Genomic DNA, 15,069 nt, shown 5'->3' on the forward strand with positions numbered 1-15,069 from the left:
TGGCGGCGAAGTGATGCACAGGCCAAGCGCGGATCGCGGCTAGATGAGTGACGCGAGCCGAGTCATAGGGCAGATCGCCTCGCGTGGTCGATAGTGGGTTCATGGGAAACGAACAACTCGCGTGGTCCGGCCGCGACTGGAGGATGCCGGTCTGGCTCTGGGTCGGCCTGGCGACGATGTTCGTCAGCGCGCTGCACATCATCATCGACTTCGGCGTCGGCCTGTTCGACCTGCACGGGACGCTGACTCTGACCGAGGCGGCAACGCTTGTCGGCGTTGCGCTCATCCAGCTCTGGTGGGCGATTTCCTTCATGGCGGGCGCTCTGGGCAACGGCAGCGGCGTCGCCAGCGCCGGGATCCTCGGCGCCGGCTGGGCGGCGCTGACCAACGGCTTCCCGATCGTCTACTGCCCGCCCGTGTGCGAAGAGGCGCGGCCGCTGACCGACCTCGGTCACGTTGGCAGCATCGTGTTCGGCATTCTGCTCGCGTTGGTCGCCATCTGGTCGCTGTGGCGCGCCCGGGTGCGCCCGGGGTGGTTCATGCCGGCCGTTGCGGCAGCCTTGGTGGTCGGGACTCTCGTGTCGCTGGCGAACACTCCGATCACATAGGCGCGCCGAAAGCGGCATGTGCGGGCGTTCAAGCTAAGGCCGGTCTCGACGCTGACGAGCGCCTCACCAGCGCCTGCATCTGCGGGTCGGACGCGAGCGCCTGGCGGGCCCGGTGCAGACGGACGCGCGCCGTGCCAGGCCGGATACCGAGCGCGACCGCGATCTCCGCCGGTGTGAGCCGGTCCCACTCGACGAGCTGGATGAGCTCGCGGTCATCGGGTGAGAGGCGGCCGAGCGCGGCCACCACGACTTGCTCTGCTGCCTCGTCCTCGGTCGCCTGTTCGGTGGGGTGCGTCGCCAGGTGTACGACGGCCTCCTGGTCGTGCTGCGCACGTCTGCCGGCAGCGAGGAGGAGCCGGCGCGCTGTGCCGAAGAGCCAGGCCCGGCGCAGCAGGCCAGCCGGCAGCTCCGAGCGGCGGCGCCACGCGGTCGTGAAGACCTCCGCGACCAGATCCTCGGCGTCGGCCGATCCGCGCCGCCGGATGTAGCCGAATAGCTCCGGTGCCACGGCACGGTAGAGCGCCTCGAACTCGTCGGAAGTGATGGTGCGTGCCATCTCAGCGGCCCTGAAAGCCCGCAGGCAGTGCTTGCTGGAAATCCGGCACGAGCGAGGTGCCGATGCAGTAGGCGTTGTCGGCGAGGGTGTCTCCGAGCGCGTCGACATCCCCGGCCTTCACCGCCTTGCTCACCAGCCGGAGGAAGTAGTACTGGGTCGGGTCGGGGATCGTCCCGGTGGTCGTCTGGCCAGTCTCAGGGTCGCGGACGTCCGTCCTCAGGGTGCCGTTCCTCTGTACGGAATCAAGCGCCGTGATCGCCGGCCAGTGACGAGAGCCGACGAGCATGCGCGCCGCCTCCGCCTCGGCGGTCGTGTCGCCCGCACGCCCTGCCCTTACCCACTCGTTCGACCACGAGCAGACGGCGTGCACCGCAGTCCAGCCCCGGATTGCCCCGGATGTGACCGATTGGGTGCGCGGCTCAGGGTCGTTGTCGCGCTTGAGGTCCCGGACGTGCTCGTCGACGGAGACCTTACGGGCCGCCAAGCTGGGGAACGGGATGTCGCGGATCTCCTCCTCGATCACACGGCGGAAGTCACCGCCCGCCGGGTCGAGGGCCTCGCCCGGCCCGCCGAGGCGCAGGTCCTCGGCGTCCGACGGGTACTCACCCGTGCGGGCGCTCAGGATGCCGGCAGCCGCGACCCCGGAGACACTCACGACGGCAGCCGCCACGCCGGCTCCGATCATCAGCCTGCCCTTGCGCGAGCGGCGGGCCGGCGCGGTGGTCTCGATGCCCGTCTGAATCGCCTCCCAGGTTCGGTCGAGATCAATATCCGTCGCGGGAGGGCTTGCTTGGGCGACCAGCCGCGAGTGCTCGTCGGTCCAGGTGTCCATGGGTCCTCCTCCGTGTTCCGGGCCAGCCTTCACGAGAGACGTGTCAGACCGTTACAGACCGCGGAACTTCGGTCCCTCCGGTCACTGAAACCGATGACTCGTCTTGGAACAACGCACGAGTGCACAGATCTCGCCAGATCCGGCAAAGCGGTAGACGCCAACAGGCGGTGAAGTGAGACGCCTTGGTCGCGGCGTCAGCAGCCGGGTGTCCCTAGACCGTCGTCAAGCGGGCTGGCTTCAAGGGGGGCCGGGATCTGGGTGGTCGCTCGCGAACTGTTGCGCGCCGTGGTGGATGAGCCCCTGGTCAAGCAGCCACTCGATGGCCCGGCGCTAGCCCCGGTCTTTCATGGAGGTAGTCGGACGGCTGCGCGTCGAGGTTGACGACGTGTGCGTTGCCTGGGCTGGTTCCGGGGTTGACCTGTAGGCCGACTGTCGCTGTCGGGTGCGGTTCTCCGGGTCCTCGGGTTGTGGGTGGGCGGGGATGTTCAGGCTGGTGGTGGGATCGCTGCGATGTTGGCGAATGTCGCGACGATCGCTGCCGCCCAGGGCCAGGTGTCGGGGATCCGGAGTTGTCGCCGGCGCCCGGTGTGGACCAGGCGTGCTGGTGCGTGCAGGAGTCGGTAGCGCAACGCTTTCGGCTCACAGCCGGCGAGCACAGCAGCCTCGCCGGTGAAGGCCAGAAGTCTGGTCCAGGCGGTGAGGTCGGCAGCGATCATGGTCGCTGTCAGCCAGGCCTGGTTGATCGCGAACTCACGTGAGGGGAATCTGCCCAGGCCGGTGTCCTTGGCGATCCGGATCCGGTCCTCGACGCGGGCGTGAGCACGGTGACGGGCTTCGAGGAACGCCAGCTGTCCGGTGGTGGTGTTGGTCGCGATCACTTGGTAGCGCCACCCGTCGGCTTCTTCGAACAGCGACAGCTGCGCACCGGGGTGGGGTCGTTCGCGGCGCACGATGAGCCGCATCCCGGGCGGCCATGCCGTCAGGTCAAGGAGGTCGGTGAGCTCGGCGACGTCACCACCTTCGCGGACCCCACCATCAGCATCGGACGCGGGTGTCCACACGTGCTTGGGGACGACCTTGATGGCTTCGCGGATCTTCTCGGTGACTGCGTAGCCGACGCTGTACTCCAAGCGACGTCCCCGCACGCGGCCTTGTTCGGTGAGCCAGGCCAGGAGCTTGTGGGAGGCACCCGCGCCATCGCTGCGGATCAGCAGGTTCTTGCGTTGTGCGGCGGGGACCTGGGCGATTGCCGCGGTGAGGACTTCGATGTGATCGGTCGCGGTGTTCGACCCCGCCTTCCCGGTCCGCAACGTGGCGGCGAGGAACTCGCCTGTGTTGTCGCACCACACCCCGATCGGGTGGTACCCGAACGTCCGCTTGAACGTCGCCGATGCCAACTCTTTCTCGGAGTGGGTGATCACGACCGTGGCATCGACATCGAGCACGACCACCTCGCCGAGGTCGGTGCCGGCGACCTTCGAGGCAGGGAACCCTTCGGGTGAGGCGTTCATGAGGGCCCAGACGTGGCGCCGTGTCCTGGCTCTGGCCACGGCGATTTTCTTGACCTGCCCGGGGCTGATCTCATCCAAAGCCCGCCAGACCGTGGCCTGCGAGGCCACCGCACCGAGCACGGGTTCCTGGTGGCGCAGGACCTCGATGTCAGCGATCGCTTCACCGCCGTCGGCGATCATCACCGCGACATCGACCAGGACCCGGCCGCGGTCATGGGCAGGGGTGAACGAACGTCGTGCCAGGGCCTTCGAGAGCTGTCCAGTCAGCCCGGTCCGATCACCTACGAGACGCAGCCCGACGCTTCCCGCGTGGGCCACCACGCCGACACCGCCCCCAGTTACTGACAGACCCCTCGACCACGAACTACGCTTCACCTGCAGAGTGCCTTCCAGTTGGAGAACTTGTTCCGTCGCAAGACCAAGTTTCCCCTGCTGGGCAGGCACTTCTGTGTTTCTACGCGCCGATCAAGCCGCCGACCCGTGAATGATCCGGGCTAGGCGCGAACCACATCACGCAGGGTGTGCCATGGCGAATTCAATTCGGGGTGGTGTTCATAGGCCTGGTTCTTGAATCGTCTGAGCGCTCCCCGCCCCTGCAGAGACTGGGCCAGGCGTCGGCCGACCGCGCTGTAGCTGATGCCGTCAGCAAATTCGGCCATGTCCTGAAACCACACGTAGGACGGGAGAGGATCGACGGGGATGAGATCGAGCTCGTCGATCTCGACGGGGTTCTCCCCGTCGATGCCCGTGTCGCTGGTCCAGAACACCACCTGCCCGGTTCGCGGGTCGATGAGCCATCGGTGCTCGTAGTCAGTCTGATCCGCGAGCGCGGTGGCGATCTCCCCAACGTCGATTCCGCCCAGGTCGAGCATCTACTCAGGGTAGAACCCGAGCCCGGCGTCCCGGAAGAACCGTATGAACGGCGTCGCGACTGTCGGCCGGCTCACGGTGGTAAGACCCACTTCGTGGGTCGCCCGGATCGCGGCATATGAGTGCGCTTGCCTACTTGGAGGAACGCACCTCGAACCGATAGGTGGGCGGGCTCCCCTGGTCGTCCCGAATGATCGCGGTGCCTGCCTTTGTGCCATGAGGGATGCGAACTGCAGCGTCGAACCCCATGTCTGGTTCTCGGGGCGTCAACTCTCCCAGCGGCACGGTCTGGCCACCTGGCAACGTGAGGGTTAGATGTACGGGAGCCAGCGGCTCCAGCGGATCGCCGCCCCAGTGTCGTTGCAGGTGGATGTGTACCAATGTCCGAAGATCGTGAGCGTTTCACCAGGGCTGGCGAGGGGCGCCGGTGCGCCGTAGCGGCCCCTTGGCGGCTGGTGATCCAGGTACGGTCCAACGCGCGACGCGGTCGAGCCACCTGTCGGAGTGGGTCCACAACCGACGAGGGTGACGACGACCGTGGCCAGCACGGCGATGCTGTTATGCCGTCGTCGACGCGCACCCATGCCCACCTCCTTGTTGAATCAGTCTGACGCGTGGCCCACCGGTTCAGGTCCGATCCATGCGACACCGTTGCTTCATTCAACGGCACCAGGCACCACGGACTGGGGCGGATGAGTGCACTCGCTTCACGAGGTTCGTGACCTTCGGCAGGAGTACGCTCTCGGCATGAGCCGGATGGTGGGTGCCGCCGAAGCGCGTCTCCGGCAGGCGCTGGCCCTCACCCTGGGTGGCACGGGTGCGTTCATGATTCTCTCGCTGCTGACAACGACGACGAGCGCACCCTCAGCCGTGATGCTTGCCGCCGTCTCCGCAACGGTCGCGGCCGTCGTCGGGATGAACCGACTGCCGGTGACGCTGGTGAGCGGCCCGCCTGGGCTGCCTCGGCGCAGTGCTGGTGAAGTGCCAGCGCTCCGTGCCGGGCGCGTGACCGACTCGCCCCGACACCCTCTGCGTCCCCGCGCTCCTGGACTGGTCTGACCCGTCGCTTTGTTGGCGACGCGCGCTCAGACCACTTTCACTAACCCAGGAGTAACCCCATGTCTCTTCTCGATCCCTTTTCTTATGCACTCGCTGCCGTTCTTGCCGCAGCCCAGGTCGGACTGACCTCCCTAGGCGCCGACCCCATCGCCGGCATCTCGTGGCTGCTCGCCATCGCCGCCGTCGTCGCCGCGGTCCGCATTGCACTGCTCCCACTGGTCGTCCACGGCGTCCGTCTTGCGCACGCCTCGGCAAGGGCGCAGCCACACCTGCAAAATCTCACCAACCGGTACGAGAACCGCAAGGATCCCGAGAGCATGCGCCAACTCTTGGAGGAGCGTCGTCGCATCAGCGCCGAGCACGGCGTGTCACGACTCGGTTGCTTACCCATGCTCCTCCAGTTGCCGATCTGGCTGTCCCTCTACCACCTGCTCGCAGACGTCGCCGGTGGCGCAGCGGTTGGGGCGATGACTCCGGAACTTGTCGCGTCGCTGGGCGCCGCCACCCTTCTCGGGGTTCCTCTGGCAGAACGGGGATACCTCGGTGCCGGCGCCACGCACTTCGTCGTCGTGGCGGGCATGGCCCTGACAGCGGCCGCCCTCGCCTACCTCACACAGAGGTACCTCGTCGCCCCCAACACCTCGATCGACGGGCAGCCGGAAGTTGTGACACGAATCCAACACCTCATGCCGGCACTCTCGGCCCTCGGTTTGATCGTGGCGGGCGGCGTCGTACCCCTTGCCCTTCTCTCCTACTGGGTCTGCAACTCGGCGTGGACGATGGGACAGTCAGCGGTCATCTCGCGATGCTTCCCCACACCCGGCAGCCCAGCCGCCACTCGCGCGCGGTGAAACCAACAGCGTCCGTGACGATGTGCGCAGTCTGCGGCAAATCCGGATGTGCTCCCGGCTCACCCCTCCGCTGTCTCGGTGGCCAGTGTGGGATCGCAGCGGTGAGTTCGGCACGTGCCAAGTCGCTCCCGTTTGCCGTTGCGAGTGGGGCGGCTATCGGCGTCCTCGGCGGCATGATCGGGCTCGGTGGCGCAGAGTTCCGGCTCCCGCTCTTGATCGGCGCCTTCGGGTTCGTCGCCCTTCAGGCCGTCGTCTTGAACAAGGCACTAAGCCTGGTTGTGGTCATCACCGCGTTGCCAGCACGTCTGCTCGGGGTTCCCTACAGCAGCGTGGCGGATCACTGGACGGTGATCGTCAACCTCCTCGCTGGCAGCCTCATCGGAGCGTGGCTCGGAGCGACCTGGGCCACGCGGATGCAGTCCAAGACGCTCTATCGGGTGCTAGCCGTACTGCTCGTGGGCATCGCCGTCACCCTCGTCGCCACCCACCTGGGCGATCTACGCCCGAGCGGCATTACGGGACCGATGCAGGTCACGGCCGCGGTGATAGCCGGAGCGGGGATCGGTGTCGTCGCGGCCCTGATGGGTGTGGCCGGAGGCGAACTGCTCATCCCGGCCATCGTGTTGCTCTACGGCATCGACATCAAGGTCTCCGGGTCGCTGTCGCTCGCGGTGTCGCTGCCCACCATGCTGGTGGCGTTCGCCCGCTACAGCCGCGACCAGTCCTTCGCCGTCCTGGCCGAGAACAAGACCTTCCTGGTCGCCATGGCAGCCGGATCCGTCACAGGAACACTCATCGGCGGGCTCCTCCTGGACGTCGTTCCCAGCCTCGTCCTCATCCCGCTGCTTGCAGCCCTCCTGGTCCTATCAGCCGTCAAGGTGTGGAGCCACGAGTAGCAAAAGGGCCACGAGCGCTCCTCGGCATTTGAATGCACTGTCCGCGGCATGACCGGATGGCCGCAGCGAGGCTATGCGGCAGGAGCGGATGCGTCAGGCATTGCCCGAGCAGAAGACGACGAGGCCGTCGCGCCGTTCCTTCAGCGGCGTAGCCATTCGCCCAGATCGGCGTCAACCAGTAGTGCGCGGGCTTCCGCGTCCCGCTCATCCGGCACCAGAACTCTCTGTTGGATGACCAGGATGGATCCCTCCAGGACGCTCATGTCGCGGTCGGCGACGTGGTGAGGGATCTGGGCCTCCTCCAGCAGGCCCTCGATCACGGATAACAAGCCGGGATCGTTCGTTCTGACCAACTCACCCATGTGACTTCGCTCCTCGCATTTCCCCTGGGTCTTCACGGTAGCGCGCGTCCCTCACCTGTAGCCCGACGCGGCCATGTCGCGCCGGACGATCGCTCATCGGCTACTACGAGACTTCCCACCAGGCGCTCCTTCCTCGCCGGCCATGCTGGCGCCGGTGTGTCGAAGGTCGTGCAGGTTCGCTGCGTTCAGAGCAGGGCGCCGTACCACGCGTTGGCCCGACGACCGGCGACCACGGCCCGCTCCCAGGCGACACCGATGGTCAGCAGCGCGGCGCCGGCGAGGCCGAGGATGATCCAGCCGGGCACGTACGCCATCAGCGGACCGCCCTGGGTGATCGCGACGACGATCAGGACCACACCACCGACGGTGACCGGCGCCTGCCACTGCTTCGTCAGGCCAGCCACGAGTGCCAGCAGCCCGGCCGCCGTGACGAGGAGGAGGCGCAGGGCGCTGCCCTCCCCGACGGCGACCATCAGGGACGGCACCAGCGCGACGGTGAGCGCCGGACCCATGGTGACGAACGTCGGCAGCTCGTGGTTGCGCGTCCACTGGACCCAACCGATCGCGGCGAGCAGCAGTGCGAGCGGAGCCGTGTAGGCCTCGATGGTGGTCACCTCGGCCTCCGACATCAGGACGCTGAGACCGGCCGAGATGCTCAGCGAGCCCAGGTAGGAGAACGCGAGCCGTCCGGGGGTGGCGGCGTACAGCAGCGTCAGCACGCCGAGCGTGATGAGCACGCCGGCAAGCTGGTACGACGACTCCGACGCGCTGGCGAGCACGGCGGTGGCCGACCAGACGACGCCGAACACCAGCGCCAGACCCTCGACCGGGCGCCGCTCGACACCGCGGCGGGCGCTCAGGCTGGCCAGGCCGAGGTTGCTCGCGACGAGGACCAGCGCGGCCGGCCACCACACCACCGCGTCGGAGTCCCGCAGCGCGGTGAACAGGGTGGCCAGCACTGCCGTCTCGGCCAGCGCCACCCAGAGGACGGAGCGGGTGCGCAGCGCGGCCACGACGGACGGCACGGCCCAGGCCAGGGCGGGAGCGACCGGCACCCACCAGGCGGCCGTCCCGGCATCGGAGACTCTGTCCATGAGCAGCCGACCCGTGGCCGCGCCCTCTTCGGACAGCACGAGCACGAGCAGGAAGAGCACGGGCTGGGCCGCCCACGCCACGATCTCGACCGCCTTGGCCCACGGGCGCTGCGGGACGACACTCAGCCCGGCAGTGACGACGGTCAGGGCAGCCGCGAGGACCACCGACACCCCGACGACCACGAGCCGCGGCGCGTCGAGGAGCGGGATGCCCAGCACCGGGACCAGCCAGAGCACAGCCGCTACCGGCACCAAGTCGACGCGCCTGGCAGCAATCATCGCTGCGACGGGGACGACCAGCAGCAGCGCGAAGGCGCCGTACCGCTCGGAGATCGAGGACGAGGGGTCGTAGCCGAGTCCGAGACAGGTCAGGACGTAGGTGGCCAGTGCGAGCCCGGCCGAGAGGAGCAGCGGCATGGCCGACAACGGCACCCGCACACCGGTCAGGCCCGGAGCGGGTGTGTCGAGGCGGCACGCCGAGTACGCGCCCGCGCTGCTGACGGCGGCGAGCACCAGCGCCAGGCCGGACAGCGTCAACGGGGCGGGATCGAGCGCACTCAGGGCCGACCAGCCCGCGACGGCGAGCATCGCGGTGCCGGCCGGTCGGTAGACGAGGACCCGTCGCAGCGTCTCCCCGGCAGATCCGCGGGGGACGAGGCGGTCGAAGCCGAGAAGCAGCACCCCGCCCAGCAGGCCGGCGCCGGCCCAGTAGGCGTCGGCTGGCAGATCGCCGAGACCGGCGAGATCCAGCCAGTGGGCGGCCGCGAGGTCGAGGGTGAGCAGGCCGGTCGCGATCACCGCAGCGGTCTCGGCGGCGGCGGGCAGCCACTTCTTCGTCGCCAGCGCCGAGCCGGCGACGGCGGCACCCGTCAGCGTGACCATGATCAGCGCCTGGCCGACCAGGCCGACGACGAACCACACCACGAGCAGGAAGAACGACGCGGCCGAGAGCAGCAGCAGGGCACCGAGTCCGAGAAGGATCTGCTGGCCCGACACCTGCCTGCGGGGAGCGTGAGCAGCCGCGGTGCGGGCGGCGGGGTAGGGGCCGACGGCGTACGGCTCCGTCGCGGGGACGGCACCCAGCGGGGCCATCAGTGCCTGGATCAGGTGGCCCGACTCGGCCTTCAAGGCCGCGATCTGCTGGTCCACCTGCCAGAGCCGGACGGCCTCGGGTCCGACCAGCCGCAGGCCGCACGCGGTGCACGCCTGCACGCCGGGCTCGAGCATGGTGGCGCAGTTCGGGCACGGGAACGCGTTGGGAGAGGTCACCAGCTCATCGTCCACTGCCGGGGAGCCTCGCTGATGCGCATTGCTACTCACACCGGCTTCCGATCCTCGGTGCGCTGCCCACGGTCTGCGTGGGGAGCGCCGGTAGGCTTGCGCCATGTTCGGATTCCTCGTAGCGGGCCTCATCATCGGCGCCCTCGCACGCCTCATCAAGCCCGGCAAGCAGAACCTGGGCATCCTCGCCACGCTCGGGCTCGGCCTTGTCGGCTCCCTCATCGGTGGGACCATCGCGTGGCTCATCGGCACCGGAAGCATCTGGGAGCTCGACTTCCTCGGCTTCGTGCTTGCCGTCATCGCCTCCGTGCTGCTCATCGGCGTCGCCGAGTCGGTGGCGGGCAGGAACAAGAGCGCCGTCTGACCAGGCTCTACTGAGCGTGGTGGGTCCGGACAACCCCATGGACCGAACCCACCACGTTCGTGATTCGCCGCCGGTCCGGCAACGGATGGGTCAGCCGCGATGTTCTGCGAAGAATTTCTCGAGCAGCTCGGTGCTCTCGCCCGCCAGCACTCCCGAGACGACCTCGGGGCGGTGGTTGAGGCGACGGTCCCGTACGACGTCCCAGAGGCTGCCGACCGCGCCGGCCTTCTCGTCGTGCGCGCCGTAGACGACGCGAGCCACGCGCGACAGCACAGCGGCTCCGGCGCACATCGTGCACGGCTCGAGGGTGACCACGAGGGTGCAGCCCTCCAGGCGCCACTCGCCGCGGGCCAGGGCAGCCGCCCGCAGGGCCACGACCTCGGCATGACCGGTCGGGTCGTGTGCGGCCTCGCGGACGTTGCGTCCGCGGCCCAGCACCTCACCGTTGCCGGAGAGTACGACGGCTCCGATGGGCACGTCCTCGGTCTCGAGCGCGGCGCGCGCCTCGGCCAGGGCCAGCCGCATGGCCGGTGCCCAGTCGTCAGGAGTCATGCAGACGTGAGCCCGACCGCGTCGTCGAACAGCGGCCCGAACCCCAGCTTGCGGGCGATGTCGGACAGCATCTCGTCGGGGTAGAGCTCGAAGTCGTCGAGCAGCACACCCATGTCCATGGCGTGCATGCCGAGGTCGCCGAGCAGGTCGAGATCGCCGGCGGGCACCTGCTCGTCCTCGTCGTCGAGTCCGGGGATGCCGAGGAACTCCACAGCCGAGCTGGCGAGCTCCCACTCGTCGGCCGCGGTGACGTCGGAGAGCAGCACGCGAGTGCTGGCGCCGGCGACGCGGACGATCACGAAGAAGTCCTCGTCGACCGCGACCATGCCGACCGCGCCACCGTCGCCGGGGAAACGGCGCAGGGCGTGGGCGAGCGTGTCGACCGACTCGAGCACCGGGTGGGCGATCGACTGCACCTGCCAGACGCCCTCCTCGCGGTAAGCGGCCACAGCGAAGTCGACCCCGTCGGCCATGTCAGCCATGGTGATCCCTTCCGCTCGGCGCCATCCGGACACTTCAAGAGTGGCAGATGTGCGCCCCCCGGCCAACCCCGATTGCGGCCGAATGACTGGCCGCGTTGCTGCACTAGGGTTTCGGCCATGCGCACCCACGTCGTCGACCACCCCCTCGTGGCCCACAAGCTGACCGCTCTCCGCGACGAGTCGACCGACTCGCCCACTTTCCGGCGGCTCGCCGACGAGCTCGTCACCCTGCTCGCCTACGAGGCCACCCGCGACGTCCGGGTCACCACCGTCGACATCGTCACCCCGGTCGCCCCGGCCACGGGGGTCAAGCTCGCGGCACCCAAGCCACTCGTCGTACCCATCCTGCGGGCGGGGCTCGGCATGCTCGACGGCATGATGCGGCTGCTGCCGACGGCCGAGGTCGGTTTCCTCGGGATGGTGCGTAACGAGGAGACCCTGGAGGCGGCGACGTACGCCGAGCGGCTGCCCGACGACCTGTCGGGACGCCAGTGCTACGTGCTCGACCCGATGCTGGCGACCGGCGGCACGCTCGCGGCCGCGATCCGCTTCCTGACCGACCGCGGCGCCGACGACATCACCGCCATCTGCCTGCTCGCCGCGCCCGAAGGCTGCGCCCGGCTCGAGCAGCAGGTCGCCGACATCGACGTGCCGATCACGATCGTCACCGGCGCGATGGACGAGAAGCTCAACGACAAGGGCTACATCGTGCCCGGCCTCGGCGATGCCGGAGACCGGTTGTACGGCGTCGCCGGCTGACGTCAGCCCGACGAACGGGGTTTGCGCGGACGTATCTGCGGGGGCGGGCTACAGCGCCTTCACGGCGCTGAGCAGCTTGCTCATGGTGTCCTTGGCGTCGCCGAACAGCAGCGACGTCTTCTCGTCGAAGAGCAGCTCGTTCTCAATGCCGGCGAAGCCGGGCCGCATCGAGCGCTTCATGAAGATGATCTGCTTGCCCTCGTCAGCGTTGAGGATCGGCATCCCGTAGATCGGGGCACCCGGCGAGGTCTTGGCAGCCGGGTTGACGACGTCGTTGGCGCCGACGACCAGCACGACATCGGCCTCCTTGAAGTCGCCGTTGATCTCGTCCATCTCCTGGAGCTGCTCGTACGGCACCTGGGCCTCGGCGAGCAGCACGTTCATGTGGCCGGGCATCCGGCCGGCGACGGGGTGGATGGCGTAGTCGACCTGCGCTCCGCGCTCGGTGAGTACATCGACCAGCTCGCGCAGCGTGTGCTGTGCCTGGGCCACGGCGAGCCCGTAGCCGGGGACGATGATCACGCGATCGGCGTACGCGAGGAGGATCGCGGCGTCCTCGGGGGTGGCCGAGCGGACGGGCCGGTCGGACGCCTCGCCGCCGCCGAGCGTTGAGCCGCCCTTGAGGGCGCCGAAGAGGATGTTGGCCACCGACCGGCCCATCGCGTTGGCCATCAGCAGGGTGAGGAACGTGCCGGACGCGCCGACGAGGGTGCCGGCGACGAGCAGCACGGTGTTGGACAACACGTAGCCGCCGGCCGCGACCGTCAGGCCGGTGAACGCGTTGAGCAGCGAGATCACGATCGGCACGTCGGCGCCGCCCACGGGCAGCACGAGCAGCAGCCCGAAGACCAGGCCGATCAGGGCGAGCAAGACGCCGATCCACAGCTCGGGGCCGCGCACGAGCACGACCGAGAGGGCGACCGAGGCGATGAGCACGCCGCCGAACGCGATCGGCAGGCCGGGGAAGACCACCGGCCGCGAGGTCATCAGCTCCTGGAGCTTGGCGAACGTGACGACCGAGCCGGCGAACGACACCGAGCCGACCACGATCGTGAACGCGGTGGCGACCAGGGTGAACCAGCCGATCGAGTCGCCCTGCGGCAGGATCTCGTCGAGCTCGAGCACCGCGACCAGGGCAGCCGCCCCACCGCCGACGCCGTTGAACAGCGCCACCATCTGCGGCATCTGCGTCATCTGCACCGTGCGGGCGCCGTACACGCCGGCGACGGTGCCGACCGCGATCGCGACCAGGATGAGCGGGACGTTCTTCATGTTGTCGAGATACGTGAACGGCAGCGCGCACGCCACGACCGCTGCGCCGGCGCCGATCAGGTTGCCGGTGCGCGCGGTCTTCGGACCCGACAGTCCCTTGAGGGCGAGGATGAAGCCGACCGCGCAGAGCAGGTAGACGAACTGTGCCCAGACCGGGATCACTTGGCTCCTCCGGTCGTCGTGGCCCTGGGGGTCTTCTTGCGTGTGAACATCTGCAGCATCCGGTCGGTGACCACGAAGCCGCCGACCATGTTGATGGTGGCGAGCACGATCGCGATCAGGCCGACGATCACGCCGGGACCCTCGATGTGCACCGTCACCAGGATCGCGCCGAGAAGGATCACGCCGTGGATGGCGTTGGCGCCGGACATCAGCGGGGTGTGCAGCGTAGAGGAGACCTTGGAGATCACCTCGATGCCGACGAACACGCTGAGGACGAAGATCGTCAGCCAGACGATGGCGATGCTCACTGCTGTGCCTCCTGGTCGAAAACGTCGTCCGGGTTTCGAGACGGTTGCTGCGCAACCTCCTCAACCAACGGAGGCCCCTCGATCGCCTCGCGCGTCGGCTCATGCCGGATCGCGCCGTCGTGCGTGACGCAGGCGCCGGTCACGATCTCGTCGTCGAAGTCGGGGGCGAAGACGCCGGTCTCGTCGCCACTGCTGGTCATCAGGGTGAGCAGGTTGACGACGTTCTGCGCGTAGAGCCGCGACGCCGGGCCGGGCATCTGTGACGGCACGTTGCGCCCGCCCCAGACCTGGGCGTTGCCGATGCGGACGACCTCTCCGGCGATCGAGCCCTCGACGTTGCCGCCGGTCTCGGCGGCCAGGTCGACGACGACCGAGCCGGGCTTCATCTCCTCGACCATGGCCGCGGTCACCAGCATCGGCGCGGTGCGCCCCGGCACGGCTGCGGTGGTGATGAGCGCGTCGGCGGCCGCGATGTAGGGGGTGAGCAGCTCGCGCTGGCGGGCGGCGCGGTCCTCGGTCATCTCACGGGCGTAGCCGCCGGCCCCCTCGAGCGTCTCGAGCTCGAGGTGGATGGGCTTGGCGCCCATCGAGGCGATCTCTTCTGCCGCGGCCGCGCGGACGTCGTACGCCCGGACCACCGCGCCGAGACGCTTGGCCGTCGCGATGGCCTGGAGGCCGGCGACACCCGCACCGAGTACGACGACCTCGGCAGGCTGCACGGTGCCGGCCGCCGTCATGTTGAGAGGGAAGAAGCGCCGCAGCATTCCGGCGGCGACGATGGCGCTTCGGTAGCCCGCGACCAGGGCCTGCGACGAGAGCGCGTCCATCGACTGTGCCCGCGAGATGCGCGGAACCAGCTCCATCGCGAACGCCGTGACGCCGCAGTCGCGCAGGTCGGCGACCACGTGCTGCTCGGTGTTCACCGGCAGGAACGAGATGGTGGCCGCGCCGCGCTTGAGGCGGCGTACGGCGTCGGTGGAGAGCGGTTGCACCGACACCACCACGTCGGCGTCAGCCAGCGCGTCCTCCTCGATGACGGCGCCGGACTCGGCGTACTCGGCATCGTCGATGAGGGTGTGCTGGCCCGCGCCGGGCTCCACGGCGACGGTGTATCCGAGTCCGGTCAGCTTGCCGACCAGCTCGGGCACCATCGCGACGCGGGCCTCGCCGTCACGGGTTTCCCTGGCTACTGCGATCTTCACGCGTCGAAACCTAGGCGACATTCCGCCATGCGAACACCCGTCTCAGTG

At 68.7% G+C, this 15,069-nt stretch carries 17 protein-coding genes; 6 read left to right on the top strand and 11 right to left on the bottom strand.

Translation table 11 applies throughout. The features are described from left to right. The first annotated feature begins 143 nt into the window (after nt 1–143). A complete protein-coding gene (locus tag H4Q84_RS14570) occupies nt 144–608 on the top strand; it encodes a hypothetical protein (RefSeq protein ID WP_248579816.1) in 465 nt (154 codons plus the stop codon). A gap of 28 nt (nt 609–636) precedes the next feature. Here the strand turns inward: H4Q84_RS14570 and H4Q84_RS14575 are convergent, their stop codons facing one another. The 4 genes from H4Q84_RS14575 to H4Q84_RS14590 all read right to left on the bottom strand — a co-directional run bounded on the left by H4Q84_RS14575 (nt 637) and on the right by H4Q84_RS14590 (nt 4,379). Next, nucleotides 637–1,164: a sigma-70 family RNA polymerase sigma factor gene (locus H4Q84_RS14575; protein WP_248579817.1), complete on the bottom strand. Its 528-nt coding sequence runs from the start codon at nt 1,162–1,164 to the stop codon at nt 637–639. A gap of 1 nt (nt 1,165) precedes the next feature. Next, a complete protein-coding gene (locus H4Q84_RS14580) occupies nt 1,166–1,996 on the bottom strand; it encodes a hypothetical protein (RefSeq protein ID WP_248579818.1) in 831 nt (276 codons plus the stop codon). 485 nt (nt 1,997–2,481) lie between these two features. Continuing rightward, nucleotides 2,482–3,900: an IS1380 family transposase gene (locus H4Q84_RS14585; protein WP_248583584.1), complete on the bottom strand. Its 1,419-nt coding sequence runs from the start codon at nt 3,898–3,900 to the stop codon at nt 2,482–2,484. A 101-nt stretch (nt 3,901–4,001) separates the two neighbouring features. Continuing rightward, on the bottom strand, nt 4,002–4,379 hold the full coding sequence (locus H4Q84_RS14590) for a hypothetical protein (RefSeq protein ID WP_248579819.1): 378 nt from the start codon (nt 4,377–4,379) through the stop codon (nt 4,002–4,004). A 745-nt stretch (nt 4,380–5,124) separates the two neighbouring features. Between H4Q84_RS14590 and H4Q84_RS14595 the strand changes: the two genes are divergently transcribed. The 3 genes from H4Q84_RS14595 to H4Q84_RS14605 all read left to right on the top strand — a co-directional run bounded on the left by H4Q84_RS14595 (nt 5,125) and on the right by H4Q84_RS14605 (nt 7,183). After that, nucleotides 5,125–5,436, top strand: coding sequence for a hypothetical protein (locus tag H4Q84_RS14595; RefSeq protein WP_248579820.1), 312 nt, complete (start codon nt 5,125–5,127; stop codon nt 5,434–5,436). A 59-nt stretch (nt 5,437–5,495) separates the two neighbouring features. After that, on the top strand, nt 5,496–6,287 hold the full coding sequence (gene yidC / locus H4Q84_RS14600; RefSeq protein WP_248579821.1) for a membrane protein insertase YidC: 792 nt from the start codon (nt 5,496–5,498) through the stop codon (nt 6,285–6,287). A gap of 101 nt (nt 6,288–6,388) precedes the next feature. Beyond that, nucleotides 6,389–7,183 (top strand): sulfite exporter TauE/SafE family protein, encoded by a 795-nt coding sequence (locus tag H4Q84_RS14605; protein WP_248579822.1) that lies wholly within the window; start codon nt 6,389–6,391, stop codon nt 7,181–7,183. A 140-nt stretch (nt 7,184–7,323) separates the two neighbouring features. Here the strand turns inward: H4Q84_RS14605 and H4Q84_RS14610 are convergent, their stop codons facing one another. Beyond that, on the bottom strand, nt 7,324–7,545 hold the full coding sequence (locus H4Q84_RS14610; protein ID WP_248579823.1) for a DUF2007 domain-containing protein: 222 nt from the start codon (nt 7,543–7,545) through the stop codon (nt 7,324–7,326). 185 nt (nt 7,546–7,730) lie between these two features. Then, nucleotides 7,731–9,908 (bottom strand): zinc ribbon domain-containing protein, encoded by a 2,178-nt coding sequence (locus H4Q84_RS14615; protein WP_248579824.1) that lies wholly within the window; start codon nt 9,906–9,908, stop codon nt 7,731–7,733. Nucleotides 9,909–10,023: 115 nt separating this feature from the next. Here H4Q84_RS14615 and H4Q84_RS14620 point away from each other — a divergent pair, with 115 nt between their 5' ends. After that, on the top strand, nt 10,024–10,284 hold the full coding sequence (locus H4Q84_RS14620; RefSeq protein WP_248579825.1) for a hypothetical protein: 261 nt from the start codon (nt 10,024–10,026) through the stop codon (nt 10,282–10,284). Nucleotides 10,285–10,374: 90 nt separating this feature from the next. On the opposite strand, the gene tadA is transcribed toward H4Q84_RS14620, so the two are convergent. Then, nucleotides 10,375–10,836: a tRNA adenosine(34) deaminase TadA gene (gene tadA / locus H4Q84_RS14625; RefSeq protein WP_282580246.1), complete on the bottom strand. Its 462-nt coding sequence runs from the start codon at nt 10,834–10,836 to the stop codon at nt 10,375–10,377. Continuing rightward, the gene (locus tag H4Q84_RS14630; RefSeq protein ID WP_248579826.1) at nt 10,833–11,318 is read right to left on the bottom strand and encodes a tRNA adenosine deaminase-associated protein; all 486 of its coding nucleotides are present in this window, start codon (nt 11,316–11,318) and stop codon (nt 10,833–10,835) included. Before H4Q84_RS14630 ends, tadA begins: the two co-directional genes overlap by 4 nt. 117 nt (nt 11,319–11,435) lie before the next feature. Here H4Q84_RS14630 and upp point away from each other — a divergent pair, with 117 nt between their 5' ends. Next, nucleotides 11,436–12,077 carry a uracil phosphoribosyltransferase gene (upp, locus tag H4Q84_RS14635; protein WP_248579827.1) on the top strand — a complete coding sequence of 214 codons (642 nt, stop codon included), beginning with the start codon at nt 11,436–11,438 and terminating at the stop codon, nt 12,075–12,077. A 48-nt stretch (nt 12,078–12,125) separates the two neighbouring features. Here upp and H4Q84_RS14640 read toward each other — a convergent pair whose 3' ends face one another. Genes H4Q84_RS14640 through H4Q84_RS14650 form a run of 3 tightly spaced genes read right to left on the bottom strand, consistent with a single transcriptional unit; the run spans nt 12,126 to nt 15,021 of the window. Further along, nucleotides 12,126–13,511 (bottom strand): NAD(P)(+) transhydrogenase (Re/Si-specific) subunit beta, encoded by a 1,386-nt coding sequence (locus tag H4Q84_RS14640; protein WP_248579828.1) that lies wholly within the window; start codon nt 13,509–13,511, stop codon nt 12,126–12,128. After that, nucleotides 13,508–13,819 carry an NAD(P) transhydrogenase subunit alpha gene (locus H4Q84_RS14645; protein WP_248579829.1) on the bottom strand — a complete coding sequence of 104 codons (312 nt, stop codon included), beginning with the start codon at nt 13,817–13,819 and terminating at the stop codon, nt 13,508–13,510. Before H4Q84_RS14645 ends, H4Q84_RS14640 begins: the two co-directional genes overlap by 4 nt. Continuing rightward, nucleotides 13,816–15,021, bottom strand: coding sequence for a Re/Si-specific NAD(P)(+) transhydrogenase subunit alpha (locus tag H4Q84_RS14650; protein WP_248579830.1), 1,206 nt, complete (start codon nt 15,019–15,021; stop codon nt 13,816–13,818). Before H4Q84_RS14650 ends, H4Q84_RS14645 begins: the two co-directional genes overlap by 4 nt. Between the last annotated feature and the right edge of the window lie 48 nt (nt 15,022–15,069).

It is taken from the genome of Nocardioides sp. InS609-2 (assembly GCF_023208195.1).
GTDB lineage: Bacteria > Actinomycetota > Actinomycetes > Propionibacteriales > Nocardioidaceae > Nocardioides.